Annotated in this window: 27 protein-coding genes; 14 read left to right on the forward strand and 13 right to left on the reverse strand. The window is 59.4% G+C overall.

Going from position 1 to position 26,927, the window contains the following annotated elements; genetic code table 11:
- Window positions 1-36: 36 nt before the first annotated feature.
- From fepC to fepD, 3 genes are read right to left on the reverse strand one after another with little or no spacing between them, the layout of a single operon-like run.
- Window positions 37-837: an iron-enterobactin ABC transporter ATP-binding protein gene (gene fepC / locus HV340_RS05720; protein WP_059306357.1), complete on the reverse strand. Its 801-nt coding sequence runs from the start codon at window positions 835-837 to the stop codon at window positions 37-39.
- A complete protein-coding gene (fepG, locus tag HV340_RS05725; RefSeq protein WP_074176906.1) occupies window positions 834-1,823 on the reverse strand; it encodes an iron-enterobactin ABC transporter permease in 990 nt (329 codons plus the stop codon). Before fepG ends, fepC begins: the two co-directional genes overlap by 4 nt.
- The gene (gene fepD / locus HV340_RS05730; RefSeq protein WP_059306355.1) at window positions 1,823-2,827 is read right to left on the reverse strand and encodes a Fe(3+)-siderophore ABC transporter permease; all 1,005 of its coding nucleotides are present in this window, start codon (window positions 2,825-2,827) and stop codon (window positions 1,823-1,825) included. The genes fepG and fepD overlap by 1 nt, the downstream gene beginning before the upstream one ends.
- A 108-nt stretch (window positions 2,828-2,935) precedes the next feature.
- Between fepD and entS the strand changes: the two genes are divergently transcribed.
- A complete protein-coding gene (gene entS, locus HV340_RS05735; RefSeq protein ID WP_181216364.1) occupies window positions 2,936-4,183 on the forward strand; it encodes an enterobactin transporter EntS in 1,248 nt (415 codons plus the stop codon).
- Window positions 4,184-4,227: 44 nt separating this feature from the next.
- On the opposite strand, the gene fepB is transcribed toward entS, so the two are convergent.
- Window positions 4,228-5,187, reverse strand: coding sequence for a Fe2+-enterobactin ABC transporter substrate-binding protein (gene fepB / locus HV340_RS05740; protein WP_181216365.1), 960 nt, complete (start codon window positions 5,185-5,187; stop codon window positions 4,228-4,230).
- Between the two features lie 187 nt (window positions 5,188-5,374).
- Here fepB and entC point away from each other — a divergent pair, with 187 nt between their 5' ends.
- From entC to entH, 5 genes are read left to right on the forward strand one after another with little or no spacing between them, the layout of a single operon-like run.
- Window positions 5,375-6,550 carry an isochorismate synthase EntC gene (gene entC / locus HV340_RS05745; RefSeq protein ID WP_181216366.1) on the forward strand — a complete coding sequence of 392 codons (1,176 nt, stop codon included), beginning with the start codon at window positions 5,375-5,377 and terminating at the stop codon, window positions 6,548-6,550.
- A 9-nt stretch (window positions 6,551-6,559) separates the two neighbouring features.
- Window positions 6,560-8,170 carry a (2,3-dihydroxybenzoyl)adenylate synthase EntE gene (entE, locus tag HV340_RS05750; RefSeq protein ID WP_181216367.1) on the forward strand — a complete coding sequence of 537 codons (1,611 nt, stop codon included), beginning with the start codon at window positions 6,560-6,562 and terminating at the stop codon, window positions 8,168-8,170.
- Window positions 8,171-8,180: 10 nt separating this feature from the next.
- Window positions 8,181-9,035, forward strand: coding sequence for an isochorismatase (locus HV340_RS05755; RefSeq protein ID WP_059306354.1), 855 nt, complete (start codon window positions 8,181-8,183; stop codon window positions 9,033-9,035).
- Window positions 9,035-9,790: a 2,3-dihydro-2,3-dihydroxybenzoate dehydrogenase EntA gene (gene entA, locus HV340_RS05760; RefSeq protein WP_020885024.1), complete on the forward strand. Its 756-nt coding sequence runs from the start codon at window positions 9,035-9,037 to the stop codon at window positions 9,788-9,790. The genes HV340_RS05755 and entA overlap by 1 nt, the downstream gene beginning before the upstream one ends.
- Window positions 9,791-10,204: a proofreading thioesterase EntH gene (gene entH, locus HV340_RS05765; protein WP_014169074.1), complete on the forward strand. Its 414-nt coding sequence runs from the start codon at window positions 9,791-9,793 to the stop codon at window positions 10,202-10,204.
- A gap of 47 nt (window positions 10,205-10,251) precedes the next feature.
- Here entH and HV340_RS05770 read toward each other — a convergent pair whose 3' ends face one another.
- Genes HV340_RS05770 through HV340_RS05780 form a run of 3 tightly spaced genes read right to left on the reverse strand, consistent with a single transcriptional unit; the run spans window position 10,252 to window position 12,561 of the window.
- The gene (locus tag HV340_RS05770; protein WP_063925319.1) at window positions 10,252-11,364 is read right to left on the reverse strand and encodes a M20 family metallopeptidase; all 1,113 of its coding nucleotides are present in this window, start codon (window positions 11,362-11,364) and stop codon (window positions 10,252-10,254) included.
- A 13-nt stretch (window positions 11,365-11,377) separates the two neighbouring features.
- Entirely contained in the window at window positions 11,378-11,842 is a 465-nt protein-coding gene (locus tag HV340_RS05775) for a YjiG family protein (protein ID WP_014169076.1), read from the reverse strand.
- Window positions 11,839-12,561 (reverse strand): nucleoside recognition domain-containing protein, encoded by a 723-nt coding sequence (locus HV340_RS05780; protein ID WP_020885022.1) that lies wholly within the window; start codon window positions 12,559-12,561, stop codon window positions 11,839-11,841. Before HV340_RS05780 ends, HV340_RS05775 begins: the two co-directional genes overlap by 4 nt.
- A gap of 281 nt (window positions 12,562-12,842) precedes the next feature.
- Here HV340_RS05780 and cstA point away from each other — a divergent pair, with 281 nt between their 5' ends.
- Together cstA and HV340_RS05790 are read left to right on the forward strand one after the other, a co-directional pair.
- Window positions 12,843-14,948 (forward strand): pyruvate/proton symporter CstA, encoded by a 2,106-nt coding sequence (cstA, locus tag HV340_RS05785; protein WP_014169078.1) that lies wholly within the window; start codon window positions 12,843-12,845, stop codon window positions 14,946-14,948.
- Between the two features lie 58 nt (window positions 14,949-15,006).
- Complete coding sequence (locus HV340_RS05790; protein WP_014169079.1) at window positions 15,007-15,204, forward strand: YbdD/YjiX family protein; 198 nt, start codon at window positions 15,007-15,009, stop codon at window positions 15,202-15,204.
- Window positions 15,205-15,257: 53 nt separating this feature from the next.
- Here the strand turns inward: HV340_RS05790 and HV340_RS05795 are convergent, their stop codons facing one another.
- On the reverse strand, window positions 15,258-16,001 hold the full coding sequence (locus HV340_RS05795) for a 3-oxoacyl-ACP reductase family protein (protein ID WP_014169080.1): 744 nt from the start codon (window positions 15,999-16,001) through the stop codon (window positions 15,258-15,260).
- A gap of 57 nt (window positions 16,002-16,058) precedes the next feature.
- A complete protein-coding gene (locus tag HV340_RS05800; RefSeq protein WP_181216368.1) occupies window positions 16,059-17,147 on the reverse strand; it encodes an oxidoreductase in 1,089 nt (362 codons plus the stop codon).
- Window positions 17,148-17,307: 160 nt separating this feature from the next.
- Between HV340_RS05800 and HV340_RS05805 the strand changes: the two genes are divergently transcribed.
- From HV340_RS05805 to HV340_RS05820, 4 genes are read left to right on the forward strand one after another with little or no spacing between them, the layout of a single operon-like run.
- Window positions 17,308-18,810: a sugar ABC transporter ATP-binding protein gene (locus HV340_RS05805; RefSeq protein WP_181216369.1), complete on the forward strand. Its 1,503-nt coding sequence runs from the start codon at window positions 17,308-17,310 to the stop codon at window positions 18,808-18,810.
- Window positions 18,807-19,802 carry an ABC transporter permease gene (locus HV340_RS05810; protein ID WP_025204689.1) on the forward strand — a complete coding sequence of 332 codons (996 nt, stop codon included), beginning with the start codon at window positions 18,807-18,809 and terminating at the stop codon, window positions 19,800-19,802. Before HV340_RS05805 ends, HV340_RS05810 begins: the two co-directional genes overlap by 4 nt.
- Before the next feature lie 30 nt (window positions 19,803-19,832).
- Complete coding sequence (locus HV340_RS05815; protein ID WP_181216370.1) at window positions 19,833-20,897, forward strand: sugar ABC transporter substrate-binding protein; 1,065 nt, start codon at window positions 19,833-19,835, stop codon at window positions 20,895-20,897.
- The gene (locus HV340_RS05820) at window positions 20,894-22,135 is read left to right on the forward strand and encodes an LVIVD repeat-containing protein (RefSeq protein WP_181216371.1); all 1,242 of its coding nucleotides are present in this window, start codon (window positions 20,894-20,896) and stop codon (window positions 22,133-22,135) included. Before HV340_RS05815 ends, HV340_RS05820 begins: the two co-directional genes overlap by 4 nt.
- Window positions 22,136-22,189: 54 nt before the next feature.
- On the opposite strand, the gene mtnK is transcribed toward HV340_RS05820, so the two are convergent.
- A complete protein-coding gene (mtnK, locus tag HV340_RS05825; protein WP_181216372.1) occupies window positions 22,190-23,389 on the reverse strand; it encodes an S-methyl-5-thioribose kinase in 1,200 nt (399 codons plus the stop codon).
- 105 nt (window positions 23,390-23,494) lie between these two features.
- On the opposite strand from mtnK, the gene mtnA reads away from it, so the two are divergent.
- Both mtnA and HV340_RS05835 read left to right on the forward strand, forming a co-directional pair.
- Window positions 23,495-24,511 (forward strand): S-methyl-5-thioribose-1-phosphate isomerase, encoded by a 1,017-nt coding sequence (gene mtnA, locus HV340_RS05830; protein ID WP_181216373.1) that lies wholly within the window; start codon window positions 23,495-23,497, stop codon window positions 24,509-24,511.
- A gap of 43 nt (window positions 24,512-24,554) precedes the next feature.
- Window positions 24,555-25,025 carry an SRPBCC family protein gene (locus tag HV340_RS05835; RefSeq protein ID WP_014169088.1) on the forward strand — a complete coding sequence of 157 codons (471 nt, stop codon included), beginning with the start codon at window positions 24,555-24,557 and terminating at the stop codon, window positions 25,023-25,025.
- A 40-nt stretch (window positions 25,026-25,065) separates the two neighbouring features.
- Here HV340_RS05835 and HV340_RS05840 read toward each other — a convergent pair whose 3' ends face one another.
- From HV340_RS05840 to HV340_RS05850, 3 genes are read right to left on the reverse strand one after another with little or no spacing between them, the layout of a single operon-like run.
- Entirely contained in the window at window positions 25,066-25,608 is a 543-nt protein-coding gene (locus HV340_RS05840; protein WP_014169089.1) for an acireductone dioxygenase, read from the reverse strand.
- Complete coding sequence (mtnC, locus tag HV340_RS05845) at window positions 25,605-26,294, reverse strand: acireductone synthase (protein ID WP_032681431.1); 690 nt, start codon at window positions 26,292-26,294, stop codon at window positions 25,605-25,607. The genes HV340_RS05840 and mtnC overlap by 4 nt, the downstream gene beginning before the upstream one ends.
- Entirely contained in the window at window positions 26,291-26,905 is a 615-nt protein-coding gene (locus HV340_RS05850; protein ID WP_181216374.1) for a methylthioribulose 1-phosphate dehydratase, read from the reverse strand. Before HV340_RS05850 ends, mtnC begins: the two co-directional genes overlap by 4 nt.
- Between the last annotated feature and the right edge of the window lie 22 nt (window positions 26,906-26,927).

Raw genomic sequence — 26,927 nt, forward strand, 5'->3', positions numbered from 1 at the left:
CACTCTCACCCTCTTTTCCTGGAGAGGGTGAGGGCATCAAAGTGCACGCTTGCCCAACGGCACCACCAGCGGTGTACCGGCCACGGGATCGTCGATAATCATGCAGCGCATGCCGTAGATCTGCGCGATCAGATCCGGCGTCACAATCTCTTTTGGCGCACCCTGCGCCACAATTTCGCCGTCGCGCAGCGCAATCAAATGCGTGGCATAGCGGCATGCCTGATTTAAATCGTGCAGTACGGCCGCCAGCGTATAGCCCTGCGTGCGGTTCAGCTCGCTCAACAACTCCAGCAGATCGATCTGATGGCTGATATCCAGCCACGTGGTAGGCTCGTCCAGCAGCATGATGGCGGTTTCCTGCGCCAGCACCATCGCAATCCACGCCCGCTGGCGCTGTCCGCCGGAGAGCGTATCCACGCTTTGCCGGGCCAGATCGGTAATGCCCGTCGCCTGCATCGCCCGCTTCACCGCCTCATCATCCTCTTTACGCCAGCGAGTAAACAGCGGCTGATGCGGATAGCGCCCGCGCGAGACCAGTTCCTGCACCGTGATATCCCCAGGCGTGGTGGCGTTTTGCGCCAGCAGGCCAATACGGCGCGCCACCTCTTTGCTGGCAAAGTGCTGGATCTGCTCGCCGTCGAGATACACGCAGCCCTCAACCGGCGTCATCAGGCGGCTGAGGGTGCGCAGCAGGGTCGATTTACCGCAGCCATTCGGGCCGATAATCGCCGTAAAATGGCCGTCCGGGATAGCCACCGTCAGGTCACGGGCAATGATTTTTTTGCCATAGCCGAGGGTTAAGTGTTCGCCGCGCAAGCGGGTTGTACTGTTTGTCATTTCTTGCGTGACTCCTGAACTAACAAGACGATGAGATAAATCCCGCCGAGACTGACGGTCACGACGCCTACCGGAAGTTGATAAGGCATAAATAACCGCTGGGCGCAGAGGTCGGCGGCCAGCAGTAACGCTGCGCCACAAAGCGCCGCCTGGGTTAATCCCCAGCGCGCCGTGCCGCTGATGCGCCGGGCAATGTGCGGTGCAACCAGCGCGATAAACGAGATCGGCCCGGCGATGGCGGTGGCGGCAGCGGTCAGTAACACTGCCACCAGCATCAGCATCAGGCGCGAGCGCTCAACGCCCACGCCCAGCGCACAGGCGCTGTCATCGCCCATCTCCAGCAGGCGCATCCGGCGTACCAGCAACACCGCGCCAATAAACATTACCAGGATCAGCGGGGCAGCGGGCCAGGTTTTGTCCCACGTCAGGCCATTGAGTGAACCGGCATACCACAACCCGGCAGAGAGCGCGGTGTCGAGCGAAGCCTGCAGCAATAGCCAGGTGTTGAAAGCCATTAACATGGCGCGAATGCCGATACCGATAATGATCAGGCGGAAGGTGTCGATACCGTTGCGCCAGGCCAGCGCCCAGATAATGAGCGCGGTGACTATCCCGCCGGTCATCGCGGTGAACGTGATGGCCGTCAGGTGCTGACCAAACAGCACCATCGCCACCAGCACGCCGCTCCAGGCGCCGGTGTTCAGCCCCATTACGTCCGGGCTGCCAAGCGGGTTGCGCATCAACGACTGAAAAATGGCACCGCTGACGCCGAGCGCCGCGCCCACCAGAATCGCCATCGCCACGCGCGGCAGTCGCCACTCGGTGACCACCAGGGTGACATTGCGCGGCGCACTGCCAAGCAGCGCGTTAAAAACCTGCGCGAAATCGAGCGTGACCGCGCCGCTGCGCAGGCTCCAGACCGCCAGCATCAGAATGACGACGGCCAGCAACGACACGCTGGTGACTAAACGTCGGGACGGGGCCATCATGCGCCACCTCCGCGTTTACGTCGCACGAGGAAGATCAGCACCGGTGCACCGATAAACGCGCTTACCACCGAGACGCGCAGTTCACCAGGCACCAGCAGGCGACCCACAACATCCGCGAACAGCAGCAGGGCAGGGGTAGCCAGCAGCGTGACCGGCAGCGACCAGCGGTGATCGGCACCCACCAGCCAGCGTGCCATGTGGGGCATCATCAGGCCGATAAACGCTATTGGGCCGACTACCGCAGTTGCGCTGCCGCACAGTACGGTGATCGCGACAAGACCCGTTAGCTGCGTGCGCGCCACGCGGTTGCCGAGCGCGGTTGCGGTGTCGCTCCCGAGGCTCAGGCTGTTGAGCGCCCGGCTTAAACACAGCGCGACGGCGGCGGCAATGACGACCGGGATCACCACCACTTTTAAAGTTGCCAGGGTGCGGATATCCAGCGAACCGGCCTGCCAGAAGCGCAGCTGGTCATAAACATCCGGGTTAAGCAGGGCGATGCCGTTGGATAACCCTTCCAGCACGGCGGCGAGCGCCACGCCCGCCAGCGTCAGGCGTACCGGACTCAGCTGTCCGCCACCCTGGCTACCGGTAAACGCCACCACCAGCGATGCCGCCAGCGCGCCGCAGAAGGCCATCACCAGTTGTTCAGACGGAGAGGTAAAACCGAAGAGCGCCGCGCCAAGCACAATCGCAAAGCTGGCGCCGCTGTTTACCCCAAGAATACCGGGGTCGGCCAGCGGGTTACGGGTGAGCGTTTGCATTAAGGCACCGGCAAGACCCAGCGCCCCCCCGGCCAGCAGTCCGGCAAGGGTACGGGGAAGGCGGGCATCGAGCACGATGGTGCAGTCGGCGCTCTGACAGCTGCCAGTGAGCGCATCGACAATAACGGACGCGGGCAGCGGCTTCGCGCCGACCAGCAAACTGAGTGCAATCGCAAGGATTAACAGTAGCAATAACACGGGCACGGCAACGGCGCGCACCGTGGAAGAGGAAAACGACATAGCAACATCCATGATTTGATAATGATAGTGATTATCGTTATCTATCTTATTTGGCTATGTTAGCATGTGCGCCAATGGAATTGGTAGAAATACACTCAAGGCCTTGTCATGAATCAAAAATCCTGGCTGCTCAACCTCAGCCTGCTGAAGACGCACCCCGCATACCGCGCTGTCTTTATCGCCCGTTTTATCTCCATCCTCTCCCTCGGCCTGCTTGGCGTTGCCGTGCCGGTGCAGATCCAGTCCATGACCCACTCCAGCTGGCTGGTGGGGCTTTCGGTCACCTTAACCGGTGGGGCGATGTTTATCGGCCTGATGGTGGGCGGCGTGCTGGCGGACCGGTATGAGCGTAAAAAACTGATCATGCTGGCACGCGGCACCTGCGGCGTAGGCTTTATCGGGCTGTGTCTGAACGCCATGCTGCCGGAGCCGTCACTGATTGCCATTTACGCCCTCGGTCTGTGGGACGGTTTTTTTGCGTCACTCGGCGTCACGGCGCTGCTGGCAGCCACGCCCGCGCTGGTCGGGCGCGAAAACCTGATGCAGGCGGGGGCAATCACCATGCTGACCGTGCGCCTTGGGTCGGTAATTTCACCGATGGTCGGTGGCCTGCTGCTGGCGACCGGCAACGTGGCGTGGAACTACGGGCTGGCGGCGGCGGGCACCTTTATCACTACGCTCACGCTCCTGCGTTTGCCGCGCCTGCCGCCTCCGCCACAGCCGCGCGAACATCCGCTGACATCACTGATGGCCGCGATCCGTTTTCTGTTCAGTAATCCGTTGATAGGTGGTATTGCGCTGCTCGGCGGTCTGCTGACGATGGCCAGCGCCGTACGCGTGCTTTACCCGGCGCTGGCGGGCGTGTGGCAGATGAGCGCGTCGGAAATCGGCGTGCTGTACGCGGCTATTCCGCTCGGCGCGGCATGCGGCGCGCTGACCAGCGGTAACCTGGCGCAGAGTGCGCGTCCCGGGCTGATCATGCTGCTGGCTACCCTGGCGTCGTTTATTGCGATTGGTTTCTTCAGCCTGATGCCGGTATGGGCGCTGGGCGTAATGTGCCTGGTGATTTTTGGCTGGCTGAGCGCCATCAGTTCATTGCTGCAGTACACCCTGATCCAGACCCAGACGCCGGAAGGGATGCTGGGGCGTATCAACGGTCTGTGGACCGCGCAGAACGTGACGGGCGATGCCATTGGCGCGGCTATCCTCGGCGGGCTGGGGGCGATAATGACCCCGGTGGCTTCAGCGAGCAGCAGCGGCTTTGTCCTGGCTATGCTGGGAGTGATATTGCTGGTGGTCCTGGTTGAGCTGCGTCGGTTCAGGCAGGAGGTTGTGTTGAACGACAGTGCGGCCTGACGCGTTCACACCGGCCCTCTCACCAAGAGGGCCGGGTTAGCCTCTTACCTGAACAGTGCGTCTAAACGCTGCAGTACCCGCATTGCACTGTAATAATCCAGGCGGAACGTCTCTGTTCCCAGTGCCCAGACGCGCTTGTTCTGCACGGCAGGAAGGTGCGCCAGCAGCGGATTGGCGTAAATCGCATCCACATCTTTCTGATCACCGGCAAACAGGAACAGCCCTTCGCCGTTCAGCCCGGTTGCCAGATTTTCCCCGCCTAACTGAATAATATCGTGACGCTGACCCTGGCTTTTGGAGGTGTGCAATCCGGCAGGCAGTTCAGCCAGCGTAAAGCCCAACTGCTGTAATAACTGGCCCTGAGCGGATTCCGTCGTCCACAGGTTTGCCGAGTGTGCGGCGGCGGTGTAGACGATGGCGTTCACCGGCTGCGGCGGTAATGTCATCTGCTGTTTCACCTGGGCAAGCTGCTTATCAAACGCGGCGATGCGCTCGGCGGCCTGTTTTTCCTGACCCGTGATTGTGCCGAGCTGTTTTAGCAGCGCCTGCCAGCTTTTGTCGTCGTAGTTAATAACAAGCGTCGGCGCGATAGCTGAAAGCTGGTCATACAACGCCAGCGCCGAATCCCCGCCGGTGGCACTGATCAAAATCAGGTCCGGCATCTGGGCGGCCACCGCTTCGGCGCTCGGCTCGCCAATGTACAGACGCGCAAGCTGACGCTGTTTCGCAATATCGCCCCACTGGCGCAGGAATCCCTGCGCATCCGCCACGCGATTGTTGGGCGTGGTGGCGCCGCTGGCAATGACCGGCGCGTCAATCGCCAGCAGGGAGCCGGTCAGGGTCACGCCGGTGGAGACGATGCGCGTCGGTTTGTGCTCAAGCGTATGCACGCCGCGGCTGTCTGTCACCTGACGCGGCCAGTCGGCGGCAAGCGCTGAGGTAAGTCCTAAAACAAAAAGTCCGATGAAAAGCAGGGGATTACGGCAGACGGCAAGACATTTCACAACGTGGCATCCTGTTTCTGTTGAAGTTAATGCTTCTCATTTTCATGTCTGCGACGACGGGATGCAAGCGTTACCCGAAGAAGATGTTTGCTCTGCGGTTGACAGCGACGCGATGTGAGATTAGGTTAGCGAGCGTAAATATAAATGATAATCATTATTACTGCCTTTATCATTTTAGGAGGATGAAATGGATACGTCCCTGGCTGAGGAAGTTCAGCACACCGCCAGCACGCTGCAATCAGACAGCTTTTTCTTTATGTCGCCTTACCGCAGTTTTACCACGTCCGGCTGTTTTTCCCGCTTCTCTGAATCCGCCGTCGGGGGTGACGATCCGGCAGGACAGTTTCAGCAGAAATTAGCCCAGGCTTTCCGCAACGCAAAAGCCAGCGGCATTGCCCATCCTGTGATGGTGGGTGCCATTCCGTTTGATACCCGCAAGCCGTCGTCGCTGTTTATTCCGCAACGCTGGCAGACCTTTTCTCGCCCGGCGCGTCAGCAGTCCGCCCGCTATGTTGCTGGCTCACAGGCGCTGAAGGTGGAAAAACGCACCGAGATCCCGCCGCAGCCGGTATTTGAAGAGATGATCGCCCGCGCGGCTGCCCTCACCGCCACGCCGCAGGTGAACAAAGTGGTGCTGTCGCGCCTGATTGATATCGTTACCGACAAACCGATTGATAGCGGTGCGCTCATGGAGCGGCTGATCGCCCAGAACCCGGCCAGCTACAACTTCCACGTACCGCTGGAAGACGGTGGCGTGCTGCTCGGCGCAAGCCCGGAACTGCTGCTGCGTAAAGAAGGGGCGCATTTTAGCTCTCTGCCGCTGGCAGGCTCCGCGCGTCGTCAGCCGGATGACGTGCTGGATCGCGAGGCGGGCAACAAGCTGCTGGCGTCCGAAAAAGATCGTCACGAGCATGACCTGGTGACCCAGGCGATGAAAGCCATTCTCAAACCGCGCAGCCATCACCTCAGCATGCCGTCCTCCCCACAGTTGATCACCACCCCCACGCTCTGGCATCTGGCCACGCCGGTGGAAGGTGAGGCGCGTGAAAACGAAAACGCGCTGACGCTGGCCTGCCTGCTGCACCCGACGCCAGCCCTGAGCGGTTTCCCGCATCAGGCTGCTAAGGCGTTGATCGCCGGGCTGGAGCCGTTCGATCGCGAGCTGTTCGGCGGCATCGTCGGCTGGTGTGACAGTGAAGGCAATGGCGAATGGGTGGTCACCATCCGCTGCGCACGTCTGCAGCAGAATACCGTTCGCCTGTTTGCCGGCGCGGGCATTGTCCCGGCCTCTTCACCCGTGGGCGAGTGGCGTGAAACCGGCGTAAAACTCTCCACCATGCTCAATGTTTTCGGTTTGCATTAAGGAACACTCATGACCCTTCCCTTTACCCGTTGGCCCGAGGATTTTGCCCGGCGCTACCGTGAAAAAGGCTACTGGCAGGATCTGCCGCTGACCCACATCCTGACGGATCAGGCGAATAACGATGCGGTGGCGATCGTCGACGGTGACCGTCGCATAACGTACCGCGAGTTTAACCAGGCCGTGAATAACCTGGCATCGCGGCTGCAGGCGTTGGGGCTTCATCGCGGTGAAACGGTGCTGGTGCAGCTTGGCAACGTGTGCGAGTTTTACATGACCTTTTTCGCCCTGCTGCAGGTGGGCGTGGCGCCGGTCAATGCGCTCTTTAGCCATCAGCGCTCGGAGCTGAACGCCTACGCCGCGCAGATCAAACCTGCACTGCTGATAGCCGATCGCGAGCACGCCCTGTTTGCAGGGGATGACTTCCTCAATACTTTTGTCGATGAGCACCGTTCGGTGCGCGTCGTGCTGCTGCGCGGCGACAAGGGTGAACATGCGCTGGACGCGGCGATTGCGCATCCGGCAGAAAATTTCATTCCGAACCCGACCCCTGCCGACGAAGTGGCGTTCTTCCAGCTCTCGGGCGGGAGCACCGGCACGCCGAAGCTGATTCCGCGTACGCATAACGACTATGACTACAGCATCCGTCGCAGCAATGCGATCTGCGGGATTACCGCGGACACGCGTTATCTGAATGCGCTGCCAGCGGCCCATAACTACGCCATGAGCTCGCCCGGCTCGTTAGGCGTCTTTACGGCGGGGGGCTGCGTGGTGCTGGCAAACGATCCGAGCGCCACGATCTGCTTCCCGCTGATAGAAAAACATCAGATTACGGTTACCTCGCTGGTGCCCCCGGCTGTCAGCCTGTGGCTGCAGGCGATTGCCGACGGTGCAGGGAATGCTCCGCTCTCATCGCTGACGCTGCTGCAGGTCGGTGGGGCGCGCCTGTCCGCGTCGCTCGCGGCGCGTATTCCGGCAGAAATTGGCTGCCAGCTGCAGCAGGTGTTTGGTATGGCGGAAGGGCTGGTGAACTACACCGCGCTCGATGATACGCCGGAACGCATTATCAATACGCAGGGGCGCCCGATGTGCCCGGATGACGAAGTGTGGGTGGCGGACGAGCACGGTAATCCGCTCCCGCGCGGTGAAGTCGGGCGTCTGATGACCCGCGGGCCGTATACCTTCCGCGGCTATTTCAACAGTCCGGAGCACAACGCCAGCGCCTTTGATGCGGACGGCTTTTACTGCTCCGGGGATCTGATCGCCATTGACGAACAGGGCTACATCACCGTTCAGGGACGGGAGAAAGATCAGATCAACCGCGGCGGCGAAAAGATTGCCGCAGAAGAGATTGAAAACCTGCTGCTGCGCCACGACGCGGTGATCCACGCGGCCCTGGTGAGCATGGAGGACAGCCTGCTGGGTGAAAAGAGCTGCGCGTATCTGGTGGTGAAAGAGCCACTGCGTGCGGTGGAGGTGCGCCGCTTCCTGCGTGAGCAGGGCGTTGCAGAATTTAAACTGCCGGACCGCGTGGAGAGCGTTGATGCGCTTCCGTTAACGCCCGTCGGCAAAGTCGATAAGAAACAGTTGCGCCTGTGGCTCGCTGAACGCGCCCGGGGCTAAGGAACAGAGTATGGCCATTCCACAATTAACCGCTTATGCGCTGCCGACGGCCGCAGACCTGCCAGACAACAAAGTGAACTGGGCGTTTGAGCCAGAACGTGCCGCGCTGTTGATCCATGATATGCAGGAGTATTTCCTGAACTTCTGGGGCGAAAACAGCCCGATGATGGCCCAGGTGGTCGCGAATATCGCCAGACTTCGCGATTACTGCAAGCAACACAATATTCCGGTTTACTACACCGCGCAGCCGAAAGCGCAGAGCGATGAAGACCGCGCCCTGCTGAACGATATGTGGGGACCGGGGCTGACCCGCTCACCAGAGCAGCAGCGCATTGTGTCTCAGCTGACGCCGGATGAAGCCGATACGGTACTGGTGAAGTGGCGCTACAGCGCGTTCCACCGCTCGCCGCTGGAGTTGATGCTGAAAGAGACGGGGCGCAACCAGCTGCTGATCACCGGGGTTTACGCCCATATTGGTTGCATGACGACCGCTACAGACGCTTTTATGCGGGATATCAAACCGTTCTTTATCGCCGATGCGCTGGCCGATTTTACCCGCGATGAGCACGTGATGTCCCTGAACTACGTCGCAGGGCGCGCCGGCCGGGTGGTTATGACGGACGACCTGCTGCCGTCCATTCCAGCCACGAAAGCGGCGCTGCGTGACATCATCCTGCCGCTGCTGGATGAATCAGATGAGCCGATGGATGACGAAAACCTGATCGACTACGGTCTGGACTCGGTGCGCATGATGGCGCTGGCCGCCCGCTGGCGCAAAGTGCACGGCGATATCGACTTCGTGATGCTGGCGAAAAACCCCACCCTCGACGCCTGGTGGGCGCTGCTCTCCCGCGAGGTGAAGTGATGGCGGGGTTCGATTTTACCGGCAAAACCGTCTGGGTAACGGGCGCGGGTAAGGGCATCGGTTACGCGACGGCGCGGGCGTTTGTTGAAGCGGGCGCGCAGGTCACCGGATTTGACCTGGCCTTCCCGCAGGAAGCGTATCCCTTTGCCACCGAAACGCTGGACATCGCGGATGCCGCACAGGTCCGCGAGGTGTGCGGGCGCGCGCTGGCAAGGCTTGAGCGTCTGGACGTGCTGGTGAACGCGGCGGGAATACTGCGTATGGGCGCGACCGACCAGATTGCGCAGGAGGACTGGCAGCAGACCTTCGCGGTTAATGTCGGCGGGGCATTTAATCTGTTCCAGCAGACGATGGGCCAGTTCCGTCGCCAGCAAAGCGGGGCGATTGTCACCGTGGCGTCTGACGCGGCCCACACGCCGCGTATCGGAATGAGCGCCTACGGTGCGTCGAAAGCGGCGCTAAAAAGCCTGGCGCTGACCGTCGGGCTTGAGCTGGCGGGCAGTGGCGTGCGCTGTAATCTGGTGTCACCTGGGTCAACGGATACCGATATGCAGCGCACCCTGTGGAAAAGCGACGATGCTGAGCAGCAGCGTATTCGCGGCTTTGGCGAGCAGTTCAAGCTCGGTATTCCGCTGGGCAAAATCGCCCGTCCGCAGGAGATTGCCAGCACGGTGCTGTTCCTCGCCTCCGATGCTGCCAGCCATATCACGTTGCAGGATATCGTGGTGGACGGCGGCTCCACGCTGGGGGCGTAGATGATCTGGAAACGTCACTTATCGCGTGAAGAAATGAACGCCACCAGTCTGAACTCCATGGTGGCGCATCTGGGCATCGTCTATACCCGCATCGGTGACGATACGCTTGAGGCCGAAATGCCCGTGGATGCGCGTACCCATCAGCCGTTCGGTCTGCTGCACGGTGGGGCGTCGGCGGCGCTGGCGGAAACGCTGGGGTCGATGGCCGGGTTTCTGATGACCCGCGACGGGCAAAGCGTGGTGGGAACGGAGCTGAACGCAACGCACCATCGCGCGGTATCGCATGGGAAGGTGCGCGGAGTGTGTCAGCCCTTGCATCTTGGGCGAACCAGCCAGAGCTGGGAGATTGTGGTGTTCGACGAGCAGGGACGGCGGTGCTGTACCTGCCGGTTGAGTACCCAAATTTTGGGCTAGCGTTGCACGGTCAACATCCCTCTCCCCGTTGGGGAGAGGGATAAGGCTTACAGCATCGAAATCACCCGCTTCAACAAGCGTATTCTCGGCGCAATCGACGCTTTATCCAGCCACTCCGCCGGGCTGTGGAACCCGGCACCGATCGGCCCCAGCCCGTCCAGGGTCGGAATGCCCAGCGCGGCGGTGTGGTTGGCATCACTGCCACCACCGACCGCCTGCCAGGTAATGGCTATTCCTTCCGCCTGACCTGCCGCTTCAACCTGCTGCATCAGCGCCTGCGTGGCTTTACTTGCTGCCATCGCCGGTTTGTGGTTCACGCGCGTCAGCGAGGTCGTGACGCCCTCTAAAAAGCCTTTTTCACACAATGCCTCCAGCGCCTGGTTCACCCGGCTGTACTCATCGTTTTCCCAGAAACGCACGTCCAGCTCGGCAACGGCTTTATCGGCCACCACGTTTGCCGCGCTGCCGCCGTGGATCACGCCGACGTTGAGCGTGGTGCCACGTTCCTGGTCGGTCAGGGCATTAATGGCAATAATGCTGTTTGCCAGGGCGGTTATCGCCGAGCGGCCTTTCTCCGGTTCGTTACCCGCGTGTGCCGCCACGCCGCTGAACGTCAGGTGATAGCCCGCCATCCCTTTGCGAGCCTTCACCAGCGAACCGTCGGCGCGCGCGGCTTCGCATACCAGCACGCAGCGGGCGCGTTTTGCCAGTTCGCCAATCCATTCGTGTGAATAGACGGAGCCGGTCTCCTCGTCGGGATTCATGGCGATCGCAATGGCCAGACGATCGTGGTCGGTTGCGTCCAGCTCACGCATCGCCCACAAGATATTCAGCAGGCCGCTCTTCATATCCGATACGCCAGGGCCATAAAGACGGGTGGCGTCCTCGCTCAGCGGACGCTCGGCGACGGTGCCGGGGGCAAATACCGTATCAAGATGGCCGACCAGCAGAACGTCGAACTGTGCCGCCTGTGGCTTATTACTGACGAATACGCCCGGGCCAACCTTGTCGCCCAGATTGACCCGTTCGGTGTGCCAGCCTTCGCGTTGCCAGAGCGTTTCAATAATGCCAGCCACGGTTTCGACGCCTGCGACAGTGCGGGTGCCGCAGTCCACGTTCACCAGGGTTTTCAGCTCTTCAATATAATGGTCAAGGTTCATAGTAACGTCCTGTTCAGAGAATAATGCGCATCAGCAGCATGGCTAAGAAGGCGTTGATGACCGAAATGGCAATCATCAGCGGAATACGTTTGGCGCGGGTGCCGATCACACCCAGAATGCGGCCGAGATACTGCACCTGTGAGCCCATCAGATAGATAGCAGGAGCCAGAATCGCCAGGTGCTCGCCGGTAATAATGCCTTTATCAAACAGGCCGATCGCCACGCCGATCCCACCGCCCATCGACATCCAGCCGCCAATCAGCACGGCAGCCGCTTCACCCGGTAGGCCAAACAGGCCCATCAGCGGGGAGAAGATCATCCCCAGCCCTTTCAGCGCCCCGGTAATTTCCAGCGCCTTGATGATGATAAAAGCCATGACCACGTTGGGCAGGGTGCTGCCGGTGGCAATACTCCAGCCCTTGCGTGCGCCTTCGACAAACACATCGGTAATCACGGGATGAGATTGTGGGGCACTCATACGGTCTCTCCTTGTGTCGGTTGTTGCTCAGGGGCATCTTTGCCGATGACGGTCAGGATCAGGCGCAGCAGATTCGCGCCGACAATCTTCATGATGAACATCACGGCGATGCAGGCACCAATGGAGGTCGGCACCGCGGCCGTCCCGTCAACGGCGACCAGGGTAAAGAGGATGGCACCAGAGGAGAAAAAGTTGGTGATCATCGCCCCGGCGGAGAACTGGAACATGGCGAAAACGTCTTTCTCTTTTTCGCTAATCTGCCCTTCATCGGACAGGTTGCGGGTGAGGGATGCACCCACATCGGTGCTCTGCAGGCTGCCAATCAGCGCCAGCCCGGTGGTACCGGGAATGCCCAGCAGCGGGCGCAGCAGCGGCGTTAACAGCTTACGTGCTGCACGCAGCGCACCATAGTGCTCCAGCACGTTGATCATCCCGAGCGCAAACATCACGGCCGGAATTAAACCGAGCGCAAAGAGAAACCCGTCCATTGCGCCACTGCCGCCGGTACCGCGAAAGGCGCTGGTGGCGGTAGTCAGGGTGCCGTCTTCAAGACTGGCCTTGCTGACCACCTTGCCAAACGCACCGTTGAGGGTGGTGAAATCAAACACGCCGTACCACTCTTTTCCGCCCAGCAGGCCAGAGAAGAAAACGGCTGCGAATGCCAGCGCAACGTACGCGCCGGGCCCGACCTTGAGATCCTGAGGTACTGAACTGTTCATATCCTTTTCCTTGTATGCACGCGATTGCGCAGGGTCATTCTGGCGAGGTTTTGAGCAAAAAAAATGATACAAATCATTTCGTAAGGCGGTGTCGGGACGAAAAAGGCAAAAGTGTGACCCGTGGCGGCAGGGGTGTTTCAGCGGAAGGTGATCGGCTTAACAATGTGGTGTAAATGTCTGGTTTGACCACGCATTATTGCGTTTCAAAGTTGTTAAATTTTGAGCGTTGTTCTAGAAACAAAATGTAACATCTCACTGTTTCACAACAACGGACAACAACTATGAACAACTCAGGGAAATACCTTACGTGGGCAGGGCTCTCCGTTGTGGGAGCATTTGCCCTGGGCTATATCGCCCTCAACCGGGGGGAACAGATCAACGCGCTGTGGATCGTTGTCGCCTCGGTCTGTATTTATCTGATCGCGTACCGTTTTTATGGCCGCTATATCGCGAAGACGGTGTTAGGGGTCGACGGCACGCGCATGACGCCTGCGGTTCGTCATAACGACGGTCTGGACTATGTGCCTACCGACAAGAAAGTGCTGTTCGGTCACCATTTTGCGGCGATTGCCGGCGCGGGCCCGCTGGTGGGGCCGGTCCTGGCGGCGCAGATGGGTTATCTGCCGGGGATGATCTGGATCCTCGCGGGCGTCGTACTGGCCGGTGCGGTGCAGGACTTTATGGTGCTGTTCGTCTCCACCCGCCGCGACGGACGTTCGCTCGGTGAGCTGGTGAAAGAGGAGATGGGAGCCACGGCCGGGGTGATCGCCCTGATCGCGACCTTTATGATCATGGTGATCATCCTCGCGGTGCTGGCGATGATCGTGGTGAAAGCGCTGACCCACAGTCCGTGGGGAACCTATACCGTGGCCTTTACCATTCCGCTGGCGCTGTTTATGGGGATCTACATTCGCTACCTGCGTCCGGGACGCATTGGTGAAGTGTCGGTCATCGGCCTGGTCTTTCTGGTGTTTGCCATTATCTCCGGCGGCTGGGTGGCTGAGAGCCCGACGTGGGCGCCGTTCTTCGATTTCACCGGCGTACAGCTGACGTGGATGCTGGTAGGGTACGGATTTGTGGCGGCGGTGCTGCCGGTGTGGCTGCTGCTGGCCCCGCGCGATTACCTCTCCACCTTCCTGAAAATCGGCACGATTGTGGGGCTGGCAATCGGCATTTTGATTATGCGCCCGACGCTGACCATGCCTGCGCTGACCAAATTTATTGATGGCACCGGCCCGGTCTGGACCGGCAACCTGTTCCCGTTCCTGTTTATCACCATCGCCTGTGGCGCGGTGTCTGGTTTCCACGCGCTGATTGCCTCCGGTACCACGCCGAAAATGCTCGCCAATGAGAATCAGGCCTGCCTGATTGGCTACGGCGGCATGCTGATGGAATCGTTCGTGGCGATAATGGCGCTGGTCTCGGCCTGTATTATCGACCCGGGCGTTTACTTCGCGATGAACAGCCCAATGGCGCTGCTGGCACCGGCCGGCACCGTTGACGTGGTGGCCTCTGCCGCGCAGGTGGTGAGCGGCTGGGGCTTTGCCATTACCCCAGACACGTTGACCCATATCGCCAGTGAAGTGGGCGAGCAGTCAATTATTTCCCGTGCGGGGGGCGCGCCAACGCTGGCGGTGGGTATGGCGTATATTCTGCACGGCGCGCTGGGCGGGCTGATGGACGTGTCGTTCTGGTATCACTTCGCCATTCTGTTTGAAGCGCTGTTTATTCTGACGGCGGTGGATGCAGGAACGCGTGCGGCACGCTTTATGCTGCAGGATCTGCTGGGGGTGATCTCACCGAACCTGAAACGTACCGATTCATTACCGGCGAACCTGCTGGCAACGGCGCTGTGCGTACTGGCGTGGGGATATTTCCTCCATCAGGGCGTCGTCGATCCGCTGGGGGGGATTAACACCCTGTGGCCGCTGTTTGGTATTGCCAACCAGATGCTGGCGGGCATGGCGCTGATGCTCTGTGCGGTAGTGCTGTTCAAGATGAAGCGTCAGCGTTATGCGTGGGTGGCATTACTGCCGACCGCATGGCTGCTGATTTGTACCCTGACGGCAGGCTGGCAGAAAGCCTTCAGCCCGGACAACAAGGTGGGCTTCCTGGCTATCGCCAACAAGTTCCAGGCGATGATCGACAGCGGTAAGATCCCGGCGCAATATACGGAATCACAGCTGTCGCAGCTGGTGTTTAACAACCGTCTGGACGCCGGACTGACCATCTTCTTTATGGTGGTGGTTGTGGTGCTGGCGTTGTATTCTCTGAAGACTGCACTGGCGGCGCTGAAAGAAGACAAGCCGACGGCAAAAGAGACACCGTATGAGCCAATGCCTGAGAACCTGGAAGAGATTGTGACCCAGGCGAAAGGGGCGCATTAATCGCTCAACCTCACCCTCTCCCCGCCGGGGAGAGGGGATAAAAGACGAGATATCCACTATGTTCGACACCCTCTCCAAAGCAGGAAAATACCTGGGCCAGGCCGCCAAAATGATGATCGGCGTACCGGATTACGACAACTATGTCGAGCATATGCGCGTCAACCACCCTGACCAGACGCCAATGACCTATGAAGCTTTCTTCCGCGACCGCCAGGACGCCCGTTACGGCGGCAAGGGCGGCGCGAAGTGCTGTTAACCCTCTATCGGTAAACAAAGGCTGATCTGCTTTTGTTTACATTCAACATGCGATCAGGCGTTTAACCCGCCATCGACATCCAGTCCCGTGCCGGATATTTGTCCGGCGGCAGGACTGGCCAGGAAGGTGACCGCGGCGGCGATGTCTTCCGGCTGGCCGTAATGTCCCACCGCAATCATCTGGCGCTGAGATTCAGCCTGTTCTCCATCCTCCGGGTTCATATCGCTGTTTGTCGGGCCAGGATGCACAAGGTTCACGGTAATGCCGCGCGGGCCGAGATCGCGAGCCAGACCCCGGGTAAGGGAGTTGAGTGCAGATTTGGTCATCGAATAGACGGCAATACCGGGCATCGCCACACGGTTTGCCAGACAACTGCCGATGTTGATAATGCGCCCGCCGTCAGACATATGCACCAGCGCTTCCTGAATGGCGATCACCACGCCCCGGATATTGACGTTAATCAGGGCGTCAATATCCGCCAGCGTCATGGACTCCAGCGGACCGCCGCGTGCGATCCCGGCGTTGTTGACCAGAATATCCAGCCCGCCCAGGGAGCGCGCCGCATGGGTAACCGCATCCTGAATGGCCTGTGCGCTGGCGCTGTCGGCCTGGATCGCCTCGCTGTGGCGCCCAAGCGCCTTTATCTCTTCGGTGACCGCCTGGGCTTTGTCGGCGGATTTTTCATACGTAATAACCACATCGGCACCGGCGCGTGCCAGTGAAAGTGCGATGGCACGACCCAACCCACGGCTGGCGCCAGTAACCAGCGCCTTCTTACCTGTTAAATCGATCTGCATGATGACCTCGTTGCGAGAGTGATGAGAATCATCATTAGGTATAGTCGGTCGGAACGATTAACGGCTGAAGGATTCCACTTTCTCAAACGCGGCGCGCAGAACCTCAGGGGTGAGCGCGACCGGCAAATAGTGGATAGATTCCACCGGGCGCAGCGTATGGGCAATGACCTTGTCCAGCTCGTCGCGGTTGTTGATATCCACCTCCAGTTCGCGAAGCGTGGTGGGCAGGGTAAAGCGCTGATAGGCCGCCACCAGCTCGGCCAGCACGTCATCCTGGCCGAGCAGCGCACTTTGCACCAGGATGCCGTAGGCCACTTTGGTACCGTGCAGGTATTTTTCCGTTTGCGGCAAAACGGTTAAACCGTTGTGCACCGCATGCGCGGCCGCCACGCGGGTATAGCGCTCGCCCAGACCGCCCACCATTCCGCCCCCGGCAATAATGGCATCCACAACGTCCCTGAACGCCTGCGTCGCTTCGCCACGCTGCTGGTCGGCCAGCGCCTCTTCGCTACGGGAAAGCAGCACGTCGCGGATCGCCAGCGCGCCGTTGATCCCCAGGCGTACGGTCAGAGGCAGGTGTTCGGGTTGAGGGGCCAGGACCACCGCTTCATACCACTTCGCCAGCGTATCGCCGATGCCTGCCAGCAGGTACTCCGCTGGGGCTTTGAGGATAATGTGCGGTTCCACCAGCACCAGGAAGTTAGCATCGTCGAACACCTCAAACTGCAGCGCCTGACCGGCATCGTTATACCAGACGGAGAGCGGCGTCCAGGCGGCGCAGGTGGCGGCGATGGTGGGAATAGCCACCACCGGCACGCCGAGACGGCGCGCCACCGCTTTGGCGGTATCAAGCAGTGCGCCACCGCCGACACCAATCACCACGCTGGCGTTATTGCCAGACGCCGTCACCAGATCGGTGACGTCACGTTCGCTGCAGTGCCCTTTAAAGAGCAGATGTTTTGCCCCCGGCGCGTGAAAGCTTTCCGGCAGGAAAGGGCGCGCGCCTTCAATGGCGCGTTCGCCATAAATCCACACCGCTCGGGAGAGCTGTTCCGGCGTAAAGAATTCATTCAGGTGCGCAAGGCTTCCCGGATGCGAGAAATAGTTCGCCGGGCCTGGTACGACGCGGATATCGGTGTTGCTCATGTGTTGTCCTTTTTTTAGCAAGCGCTAACCCGATGTTATGTCTGGACATCCGGATGGCTAATAATATTTCGCTTTATCTTATGCCTTTTCCGTCGTTGTCAGTCAACCGGAGCTGTGAAAAATTCGATAAATCACAATATGAAAGAAGGATTTAACGCGGATGGTTTCCAGTCGCCTTGAGATGCGCGGTATCAGCCTGGCCTTTTCCGGCTTTCAGGCGTTGTCGCGCGTGGATTTGACGTTAATGGGCGGCTCCGTGCATGCGCTGACCGGCGCAAACGGCGCGGGGAAATCGACGCTGATGGCGGTGCTGTGCGGCACTTACGATCGCTACGAAGGTGAGATCTGCATTAATAACCAGCCGGTGACGATCCGCGAGCCGCTTGATGCCAAACGGCTGGGTATCCACCTGGTGCAGCAGGAAGTGGACGTCGCGCTGATACCAGGGCTGAGCATTGCCGAAAACATCATGCTCGATCAGCTCGCACAGCCGGGGCATCGCTATCGCTGGCGCGCAATCCGCCAGCAGGCGAAACAGGCGCTGGCGCAGCTGGGTATCACTCTGGATGTGCGGCGCATCGTCGACACCTGCACGCTGGCAGAAAAGCAGCAGATATTGCTGGCGCGGGCGCTCTCACACCACTGCCGTTTTCTGATTCTGGATGAACCGACCGCGCCGCTGGATAGCCATGAAAGCGAACGGCTTTTCGCCGTAGTGAGACGTCTGCAAAAGCAGGGGATTGGCGTGGTGTTTATCTCTCACCGTATTCACGAACTGAACGCTATTTGCGACACCTTAACCGTGCTGCGCGACGGCAAGCTGATTGAATCCGGCCCGATGGCGAACCTCAGTGGTGACGAAATCGTTGAGAAGATGCTTGGCCATGAGCTTAACGATATCTATCCGCCGGCCCGTCCTGCGCACAGTGACGAGACGTTGCTGCGCGTGGAAGGGCTGCACGATGACGCGCTGTTGAAAGATATCTCCCTGCACCTGCGAAAAGGCGAAATTCTGGGCATTGCCGGGCTGGCGGGAGCGGGCAAAACGGAACTCTGCAAGGCGCTGTTTGGGGCCAGCAAAAGCCGTGTAGCGCGCGGTGAGCTAAATCATCAGCCCTGGCAGCCGCGCGATCCGGCGGATTCGGTATTGCGCGGTCTGGCGCTGGTACCGGAGGAGCGGCGCAAAGAGGGCATTTTTATTGATGAACCGGTGAGCATGAACCTGGCGGTCACCGCGGATAACAGCTTCTCGCGCTGGAGCCTGTTCGGCCACCGTCAGGCGTGGCGCTGGGCGGAAGAGGTGATTGCCCGCGTCGGCGTGCGTGCGCGTGGGCCGGGGCAGGTGCTGCGTCGTCTGTCGGGGGGCAACCAGCAGAAGATTGCCATCGGCAAGTGGCTGCGCAACGACGCCAGCGTGTTGATTTTCGATGAGCCGACCAAAGGCGTCGATGTCAAAGCGAAAACCGATCTGTTCCAGTTAATTGACGGCCTGGCGCGCGAGGGCAAAGGGGTGATTTACGCCTCCGGTGAGTTCGCTGAACTGGTGGGGCTGTGCGATCGCATTTGCGTGCTGTGGGACGGACGTATCGTGGCGGAAATCGCCGGGGCTGAGGCCCACGAAGAGACACTACTTTATTATTCAACCGGAGGAACGGCGTCGTGAGCAAGGCCCTTTCAGTGACGGCGGCGGCGTCTGGCCGTCAGCAAATTTTTGATTTTCTCTACAAGTGGGGCATGTTGCTGACCGTGGTGGCGCTGGTGGCCATCTTTGGCCTGGCGTCGGACAACTTCCTCGATCCGAACAACATTATCAATATCCTGCGCTCAATTGCCATCGTGACGGTGATTGCTATCGGGGTGTCAATTTCGCTGACCATCGGCGGGTTTGACCTGTCGGTTGGTTCAACGGCATCGCTGGCTAACGCGCTGGTGGTGTCACTGTTCGTCTGGTACGGCTTCGGCACCACCGAATCGATACTGATTACCCTGGCGCTTTGTACTCTGGTTGGCCTGTTTAACGCGTTTCTGATTGTCATCCTGCGGATCCCGGACATGCTTGCCACGCTTGCCAGCCTGTTTGTTATCCAGGGCGTGGCGATGACCTACAGCTACGGTGGGTCAATTACCGAAAACATGGTGCTGCCGAGCGGCGACATGGCTGAAGGGACCATTCCGGCGGCATTCAGCCTGCTGGGACAGGTGCCGACTATCGTGATCATCATGCTGGTGGTGACGATCCTCGCACAGCTGGGGCTGTCACTGACCACCCACGGACGACGCATGTATGCCATCGGCGGTAATCCGGAGGCGGCACGTCTCTCCGGTATTCGCACCACGCGCTACAAGGTGGCGGCCTACGTGATTGCCTCTCTGCTCGCCGGATTAGGCGGCATTTTACTGGCCTCGCGGATTGGCTCGTCACAGGTGAATGCGGGCGGCGGCTATCTGATGGATGCGGTTGCGGCGGCGTGGATTGGCTTCTCGCTCGCCGGGTCCGGAAAACCGAACGCGCTGGGTACGCTCGTCGGGGCAGTCATTCTTGGCGTGCTGTCGAACGGTCTGGTGATGCTTTCCGTACCCTATTACGCGATGGACATTATAAAAGGGCTGGTGCTCGCCGTGGCGCTGGCGATTACCTACATACAAAAACGCTAACGATTGATCACAACACAACGGGAAAACAGAATGAAAAAAATCACCCTCTCTCTGGTGGCATTAGGGTTACTGACGTCGCTGCCAGGCCTTGCGGCAACCCCCACACCGCTTCCGCCCGCCATTGCAAATCATGACGGCCCCATCCGCATTGCGGTGATCCGTAACCTCGGCTCTGACGACAACACCACGCAGTTTGTCGCCGGTGCCATTCAGGAAGGCAAAAAGCTCGGCTTTAAGGTCAGCACCTTTTTGAGCAATGGCGACGACGCCAAATTCCAGGACTTCGTTAATCAGGCGATCAGCCAGAAATATGACGGGATTATCCTCTCTCAGGGGCGCGACCCCTATGCGACCGCGCTGGTGAAAAAAGCCGTCGATGCCGGCATTAAAGTGTCGGTGTTTGATACCGCCGTTCAGGGCGACATTCCCGGGGTGACCGTGACCCAGCAGGATGATGCTTCCCTGACCCATCTCTCTTTCGGCCAGCTGGCAAAAGATTTCAACGGCAAAGCCAACATCGTGAAGCTGTGGGTTGCCGGTTTCCCGCCGATGGAACGTCGTCAGGCAGCCTATAAAGCGCTGCAAAAGCAGTATCCGGACATTAAAGAGCTGGAGTCTATCGGTGCCGTTTCGTCTGACGTGCAGGGAGATACCGCGAATAAAGTGGGCGCTATTCTGGCGAAATACCCGAAAGGCAAAATTGACGCCATCTGGGGAACCTGGGATGCCTTCAGCCAGGGGGCCTACAAAGCCCTGAAAGAGAATGGCCGCACCGAAATCAAACTCTACAGCATCGATATCTCAAACCAGGATCTTCAGCTGATGCGCGAGCCAGGCAGCCCGTGGAAAGTGAGCGTGGCGGTGGATCCGAAGCTGATTGGTGCAACCAACGTACGTCTGATTGCCAACAAGATTGCCGGTGAAACCACACCCGCCACGTATGATTTCAAAGCGGCGGCGATCCCGCAGGCGCTGCTGACCGCCCAGCCAGGCGCGGTGAACGTGGCGTCGCTGGGGAAAATCATTCCAGGCTGGGGTCAGACAGAAGATTTTATCGCCCCGTGGTTTGCGACGCTTGAAGCGAAACATCAATGAGTGTGCTTCCCACGCCTGAATACAGCCGCAATATGCGGCTGATTGGCCATAGCGACCAGGGCGGTCGCCCGGACGGCGTGCAGCTGATGGTGCATCGCGGTTTCGCGTACATCGGGCATATGGTCTCACAGGGCTTTTCCATTGTGGACGTGCGCGACCCGAAACATCCCAAACCGGCAGGCTATATGCCCGCGCCGCCCGGCACCTGGAACGTTCATCTTCAGGCGCACGACGATCTCCTGCTGGTCATTAACGCGCGAGACTTGTTCGCGGATGCCCGTTTCGCTGACGAAAAGGTCTACTACACCCGTCAGGTAGGGGAAACCGTACGCGACGTGCAGGACAAAGGCTGGAGCGCCGGGTTGCGGGTGTTTGATATCTCCACCCCTGACAAACCGCGTGAGATCGGCTTTTTATCCCTGAGCGGCATCGGCATTCACCGTATCTGGTACGTCGGCGGGCGCTGGGCGTATGTTTCGGCGCTGATTGACGGCTTTACCGACTATATTTTCCTGACGATCGACCTGGCCGACCCGCAAAAGCCTGAGGTGGCCGGGCGCTGGTGGCTGCCGGGGATGAACCAGGCCGACGGTGAGCAACCCAATTGGCCGGAAGGCAAACGCTACGCGCTGCACCACGCGATTATCGCCGGGGATACCGCTTACGGGAGCTGGCGCGACGGGGGACTGACGCTGCTGGACGTGAAGGATAGCACGCAGCCGAAGCTGATTAGCCATCGCAACTGGAGCCCGCCGTTTGGAGGTGGCACGCACACCGCGCTGCCATTGCCGGATCGTGACCTGCTGGTGGTGCTGGATGAAGCGGTACTGGATAACCAGGAGGACGGTGAGAAGTTCATCTGGCTGTTTGATATTCGCGAGCCGTCGAACCCGGTAAGTATTTCCACATTCCCGCAGCCGCAGGAGCGGGATTATGTGGCGAAAGGGGCGCATTTTGGTCCACACAACCTGCACGAGAACCGGCCGGGAAGCTTTGTCAGCTCAACGCTGATTTTTGCGACCTGGCAGAATGCGGGCGTGCGCGCGTTTGATATTTCCAATCCTTACCGTCCGATTGAAACCGGTGCGCTGGTGCCGGCGGCGCCTGAGAGGATGATGGATACGCGGCCGAATCGACCGAAGGTGATCCAGTCATGCGATGTGTTTGTCGATGCGCAGGGCATTATCTACAGCACGGATTATAACGGTGGATTGTCGGTGATTGAGTATCTGGGGTAACGGCGCGCTGGTGTCTTTCTGACGGCCCTCTTCATCGGGAGAGGGCCGAGGCGTTTAACTGTACTGACGCACCCGCGCCACCAGATCTTCGGCGGTGTCGATACGGTCGGCAATCACAATCAGCGCCTTGCCAAGCGTAATCGCGTGGCGCAGGCATTCGTGGCGCATTGCTTCATCCTGAATGGTCTCGATATCCGCCACGTGCGACAGACCGACACTGCGGCGAATCAGCTCCGTGCCGCAGAATCCGATCGCGTCTTTCCACACCTTTTTCAGGAATTCAGAGGCGTAGCCCGGGGCAGCAAGTGCCGCATCGCGCGTTTTCTCACTGGCCAGGATCTGGAAGCGCTCCGCGAAGGTGTTCCACAGCGTCTGAATGTCGGTCAGACGCTGTTCACGGGCCGCGGCGGCATCGCGAATACCCAGATGCCCCGGCAGGCCGCAGAAATTGAGCAGCAGGTTGCCGATGGCGGTGCCGACGTCAAAACCGATGGGGCCGAAGTAGCCGAACTCTGCGTCGATGGCTTTCAGACTGCCGTCTGCCACGAAAATCGAGCCGCTGTGAATATCGCCATGCAGCAGGGCTTCAGCGTGTGAGAAGAAGCGGTGCTTCAGTGAGGCCACGGCAATTTTTAACTGAGCGTCATCGCGCAGGGCGGCAACGTCTTTTTCCAGTTCAGCAGGGTAGTTGTTACGTTCGTGGACCTGGTACGGATCGTTGAAGAACAGATCTTCGGTGATCTCGCACATCTCCGGATTAAGGAATTTCGCGACCTGCGCTTTCTTTTCATGCGGGTGCAGGTAAAAGTCGCTGGTATGGAACAGCGTGTGCGCGAGGTATTCACCCAACTGACGCGCCGCCTGCGGGTAGTAGGTATTTTTGATCAGCTGCCCGCGCCAGATGGCATGGCTGGAGAGATCTTCCATCACCATCACCGCCAGTTCAGGGTCGAAGTGGTGGATTTTCACCGTGTGCTGCGGGCTGTGCTGGTAGTGTTCGACCAGCGTTTGCGCCTCCAGGCGGGCGCGATCCAGGGTCAGTGGCCAGGATTCGCCGACGCAGCGCACATACGGCAGCGCCTGCTTAACAACGATGCGGCTCACGCCCTCGGTATCGAAAATTTTGAACACCAGATTGAGGTTACCGTCGCCCACTTCCTGCGCCTCCACCAGCGATGAGGGGTCATCAAGGCCGCCGAACTGCTTTGCATACTCCACGGCATCCTGGGCGGTAAAGGTACGGTATTGCGACATTGCCTGTTCCTCACTGGTTTTGCTAATAAAGACATTTAGACGTCTATACATCTGGATTTCATCCTGACACAATGTGCTACAACAACGCAACAGGGAATTAACGACATGCAGACATTACAGACGACCAGCCTGCGAGTGGCGGAGAATCAGTTATTTATTCTCGATCAGCAGGCGCTTCCTCAGGAGAAACGCTGGCTTGACGCCTCGACGGTAGAGGCGCTGGTCGGCCATATTCACGCCCTGCGCGTACGCGGGGCACCGCTGATTGGTCTCTCTGCAAGCCTGCTGCTGGCCCTTCTGGCGGAAAACGGCAAAAGCCGTGATGAACTGGCTGTGGCCCTGGAGACCCTGCGGGCATCCCGCCCGACGGCGGTGAACCTGATGAACAACCTCGACCGCATGAAGCTGGCTCTCCGGCAGGAGGATTTTGTGCCTGCGCTGGTGGCGGAAGCGCTGCGTCTGATTGATGAAGACAAGCAGCTGTGCGAGGCCATCGCGAATGCCGGCAGTACGCTGGTGAAACCCGGCAGCCGTCTGTTGACCCACTGCAATACCGGCGGGCTGGCGACGGCAGGGGTTGGCACCGCGCTCGGCGTGATTGCCCGCGCGCATCAGGAAGGACGCGTCAGCTCTGTCTGGGTGGATGAAACCCGCCCCCTGTTGCAGGGTGGAAGACTGACCGCATGGGAACTCGGCGAACTGGGCGTGCCGTACCAGCTGATCGCCGATTCCATGGCCGCCAGCCTGATGGCAAAAGGGCTGGTTGACGCGGTGTGGGTGGGCGCAGACCGTATTGCGGCTAACGGCGACGTGGCGAATAAAATTGGCACCTATTCTCTGGCGGTTCTGGCAACGTTCCACGGTATTCCGTTCTATGTCGCTGCCCCGCATACCACGCTTGACCCGGCGTGCCCGAACGGTGAGGCAATCCCCATTGAACAACGTGCGGCCAGCGAAGTGACGGGCGTGGCCGGGAGCTTTGGCGCGGTGCAGTGGGCTCCTGAAAACGCGCAGGTCTACAACCCGGCCTTTGACGTCACGCCAGCGGCATTGATAAGCGGTTGGGTGCTGGATACGGGCATCGTCACGCCGGAAGAGGTGGCAAAAGGGAAATTCGCCTGAGGACGACTATCCTTTAAGGGGTTCCCTTTAGGAGGACAGTCACGTGACGCTTGATCCTGATACAGACTTAAAACTGGAACGCGTGGTGGATGCCCCGCGCGATCTGCTGTGGCTCTGCTGGACGACACCCGAGCACATCAAAAACTTCTTCATTCCGGTTCCGCACAAAGTGACCGAGTGTGACCTTGACCTGCGCGTTGGCGGGCGGTTTAACACGGTGTTTGAGGTAGACGGGCAACGGATGGATAACCGGGGTGTGTTTCTCGAAATCGATCCCGGCAGGAAGCTGGTCTTTACCGACGGTTACACGGAAGGCTGGAAGCCCGCCGAAAAGCCGTTTATGACGGCCATTCTACTGCTGGATGATGTGGGGGAGGGCAAAACGCGTTATACCGCCATTGCTCGCCATCCAACGGCGGAAATCCGCGAGCAGCATGAACAGATGGGCTTCCACGAAGGGTGGGGCATTGTGCTGGACCAGCTGGTGGCGTATACGAAGGGATTGAAACACTGACGTTTTTTCGCCCCCTCTCCCTGGAGGGAGAGGGGAAAAATCATGCCAGACGCGGATACGCATCCGCAATCGCATCGCCGGTGAACTGCGCAATCCACCCCTCGGGGTTATCAAAAATACGAATGGCGGTAAAGTTCGGCTCTGAGCCCATATCAAACCAGTGCGGCGTTCCGGCGGGCACGGAAATCAGGTCGTTTTTCTCACACAATACCTGACACACCTCGTCGCCAATGTGCAGGCAAAACAGCCCCGCACCCTCAACAAAGAAACGCACTTCATCTTCCCCGTGGGTATGCTCGTTCAGGAACTTAGCGCGCAGCGCCTCTTTTTGAGGGTTGTCGGCACGCAGGCTGATGACATCCCAGCTCTGATAACCTTTCTCTGCCACTAGCGTGTCGATCGCATGCTGATAAGCCGCGATAACCGCATCGGGGGCAGGATCGCGGCCTAAGTCGCGGTCTGCGGCCCAGCGTTCAAAACGCACCCCTCTGGCGTTGAGCTGTTGGGCGATGTCGGCAGCGTCGGTGCTGTGCCAGCGAGGTTGACTGGGGTCTTTATCGGAATAAATGGTCAATGCGCTCATGAAGGGATCTGCTCCGGGTTAATCTCGTCGAACTGGTGTACCTGATGGTGATGGCTTGCACCGTCATCATCGCCGCGAATCAGCTGCAGGGTGCGAAAACCTGCCTGCTCAGCGGCGTCCAGCTCCTGATGTATATCCGACAGGAACAGGATCTGCGACGGAGGGATACCCGTTTGTGCCGCAATGTTCTGGTAAGACTGGACGTCGCGCTTGGCACCGATGTGGGTATCAAAATAGCCGCTGAACAGATGAGTAATATCACCTTCGTCGCTGTAGCCAAATAACAGTTTCTGCGCCGCGACGGAGCCTGAGGAATAAACATAGAGATCAATACCCTGCGCTTTCCATTTTTCCAGCGCAGGCAGGACGTCCGGGTAGAGGTGGCCGGTAAAATCGCCGTTAACGTAGCCGTCGTGCCAGATGATCCCCTGCAGTGCTTTCAACGCGGTTGACTTGCGGTCTTCATCCATAAACGTAAAGAGTGTGTCGATAAGGTCGCTTACGCTGGCGTGCGGGTGGTTAATTTCATCACGCAGGTTGTCCAGAATCGATTTGACCGGCTCGGCGTACTGCTGCGCGGACACAAAGGCCGCCAGACGCTCACGCGCGTAGGGGAACAAAACATCATGGACAAAACGGATATCGCTGGTGGTCCCTTCAATATCCGTCACAATCGCGCGAATCATACTCTCTCCCAGTGTCGTAAACGCATTTCGCATTCAAATAAGAATTCCAGTCCTTCCAGATGACGGCGGGCCTCGGCCACATCGCGTCCCCAGCAGGTTAAGCCATGACCGCGCAGAAGAAAACCATAATTAAACGGGTGCGCCTGAGCGTATTCGGCAATGCGCACGGCGAGTGCGTCGATATCCTGGTCGTTATCAAACACCGGGATGGCGACCGTATCCAGATGCGTGCTCTGCCCGGAGAGGGATTTTTGCATCTCAAAGCCGGTGATCTTCAGCTCAGGCTCTTTGACCAGCCGCGACAAGACCGTGGCATTGACGGTATGGACGTGCAGAACCGCGTTGGCTTCGGGAAACAGACGATAGATGAGCGTGTGAAGCCCGGTTTCAGCCGACGGCGTGCGGCCAGAGAGTGCACGGTTGGTCGCAATCTCCACCTGCAGAAAATCGTCGGTGGTCAGGCTGCCTTTATCTTTACCGGATTCACTGAGCCAGCACAGATGCGCATCCTTACGCACGGACATGTTGCCGCCGGTCGCGGGAGCCCAGCCTTTGGCGCCGATCCAGCGGCAGGCGTCGACCAGGTGTGTGAGTTGCAGATTGTCGGTCATCTTCCTTTTTCCCTCTCGGTCA

It is taken from the genome of Enterobacter sp. RHBSTW-00975 (assembly GCF_013615235.1).
In the GTDB taxonomy this organism is placed as follows: Bacteria; Pseudomonadota; Gammaproteobacteria; order Enterobacterales; family Enterobacteriaceae; genus Enterobacter; species Enterobacter ludwigii.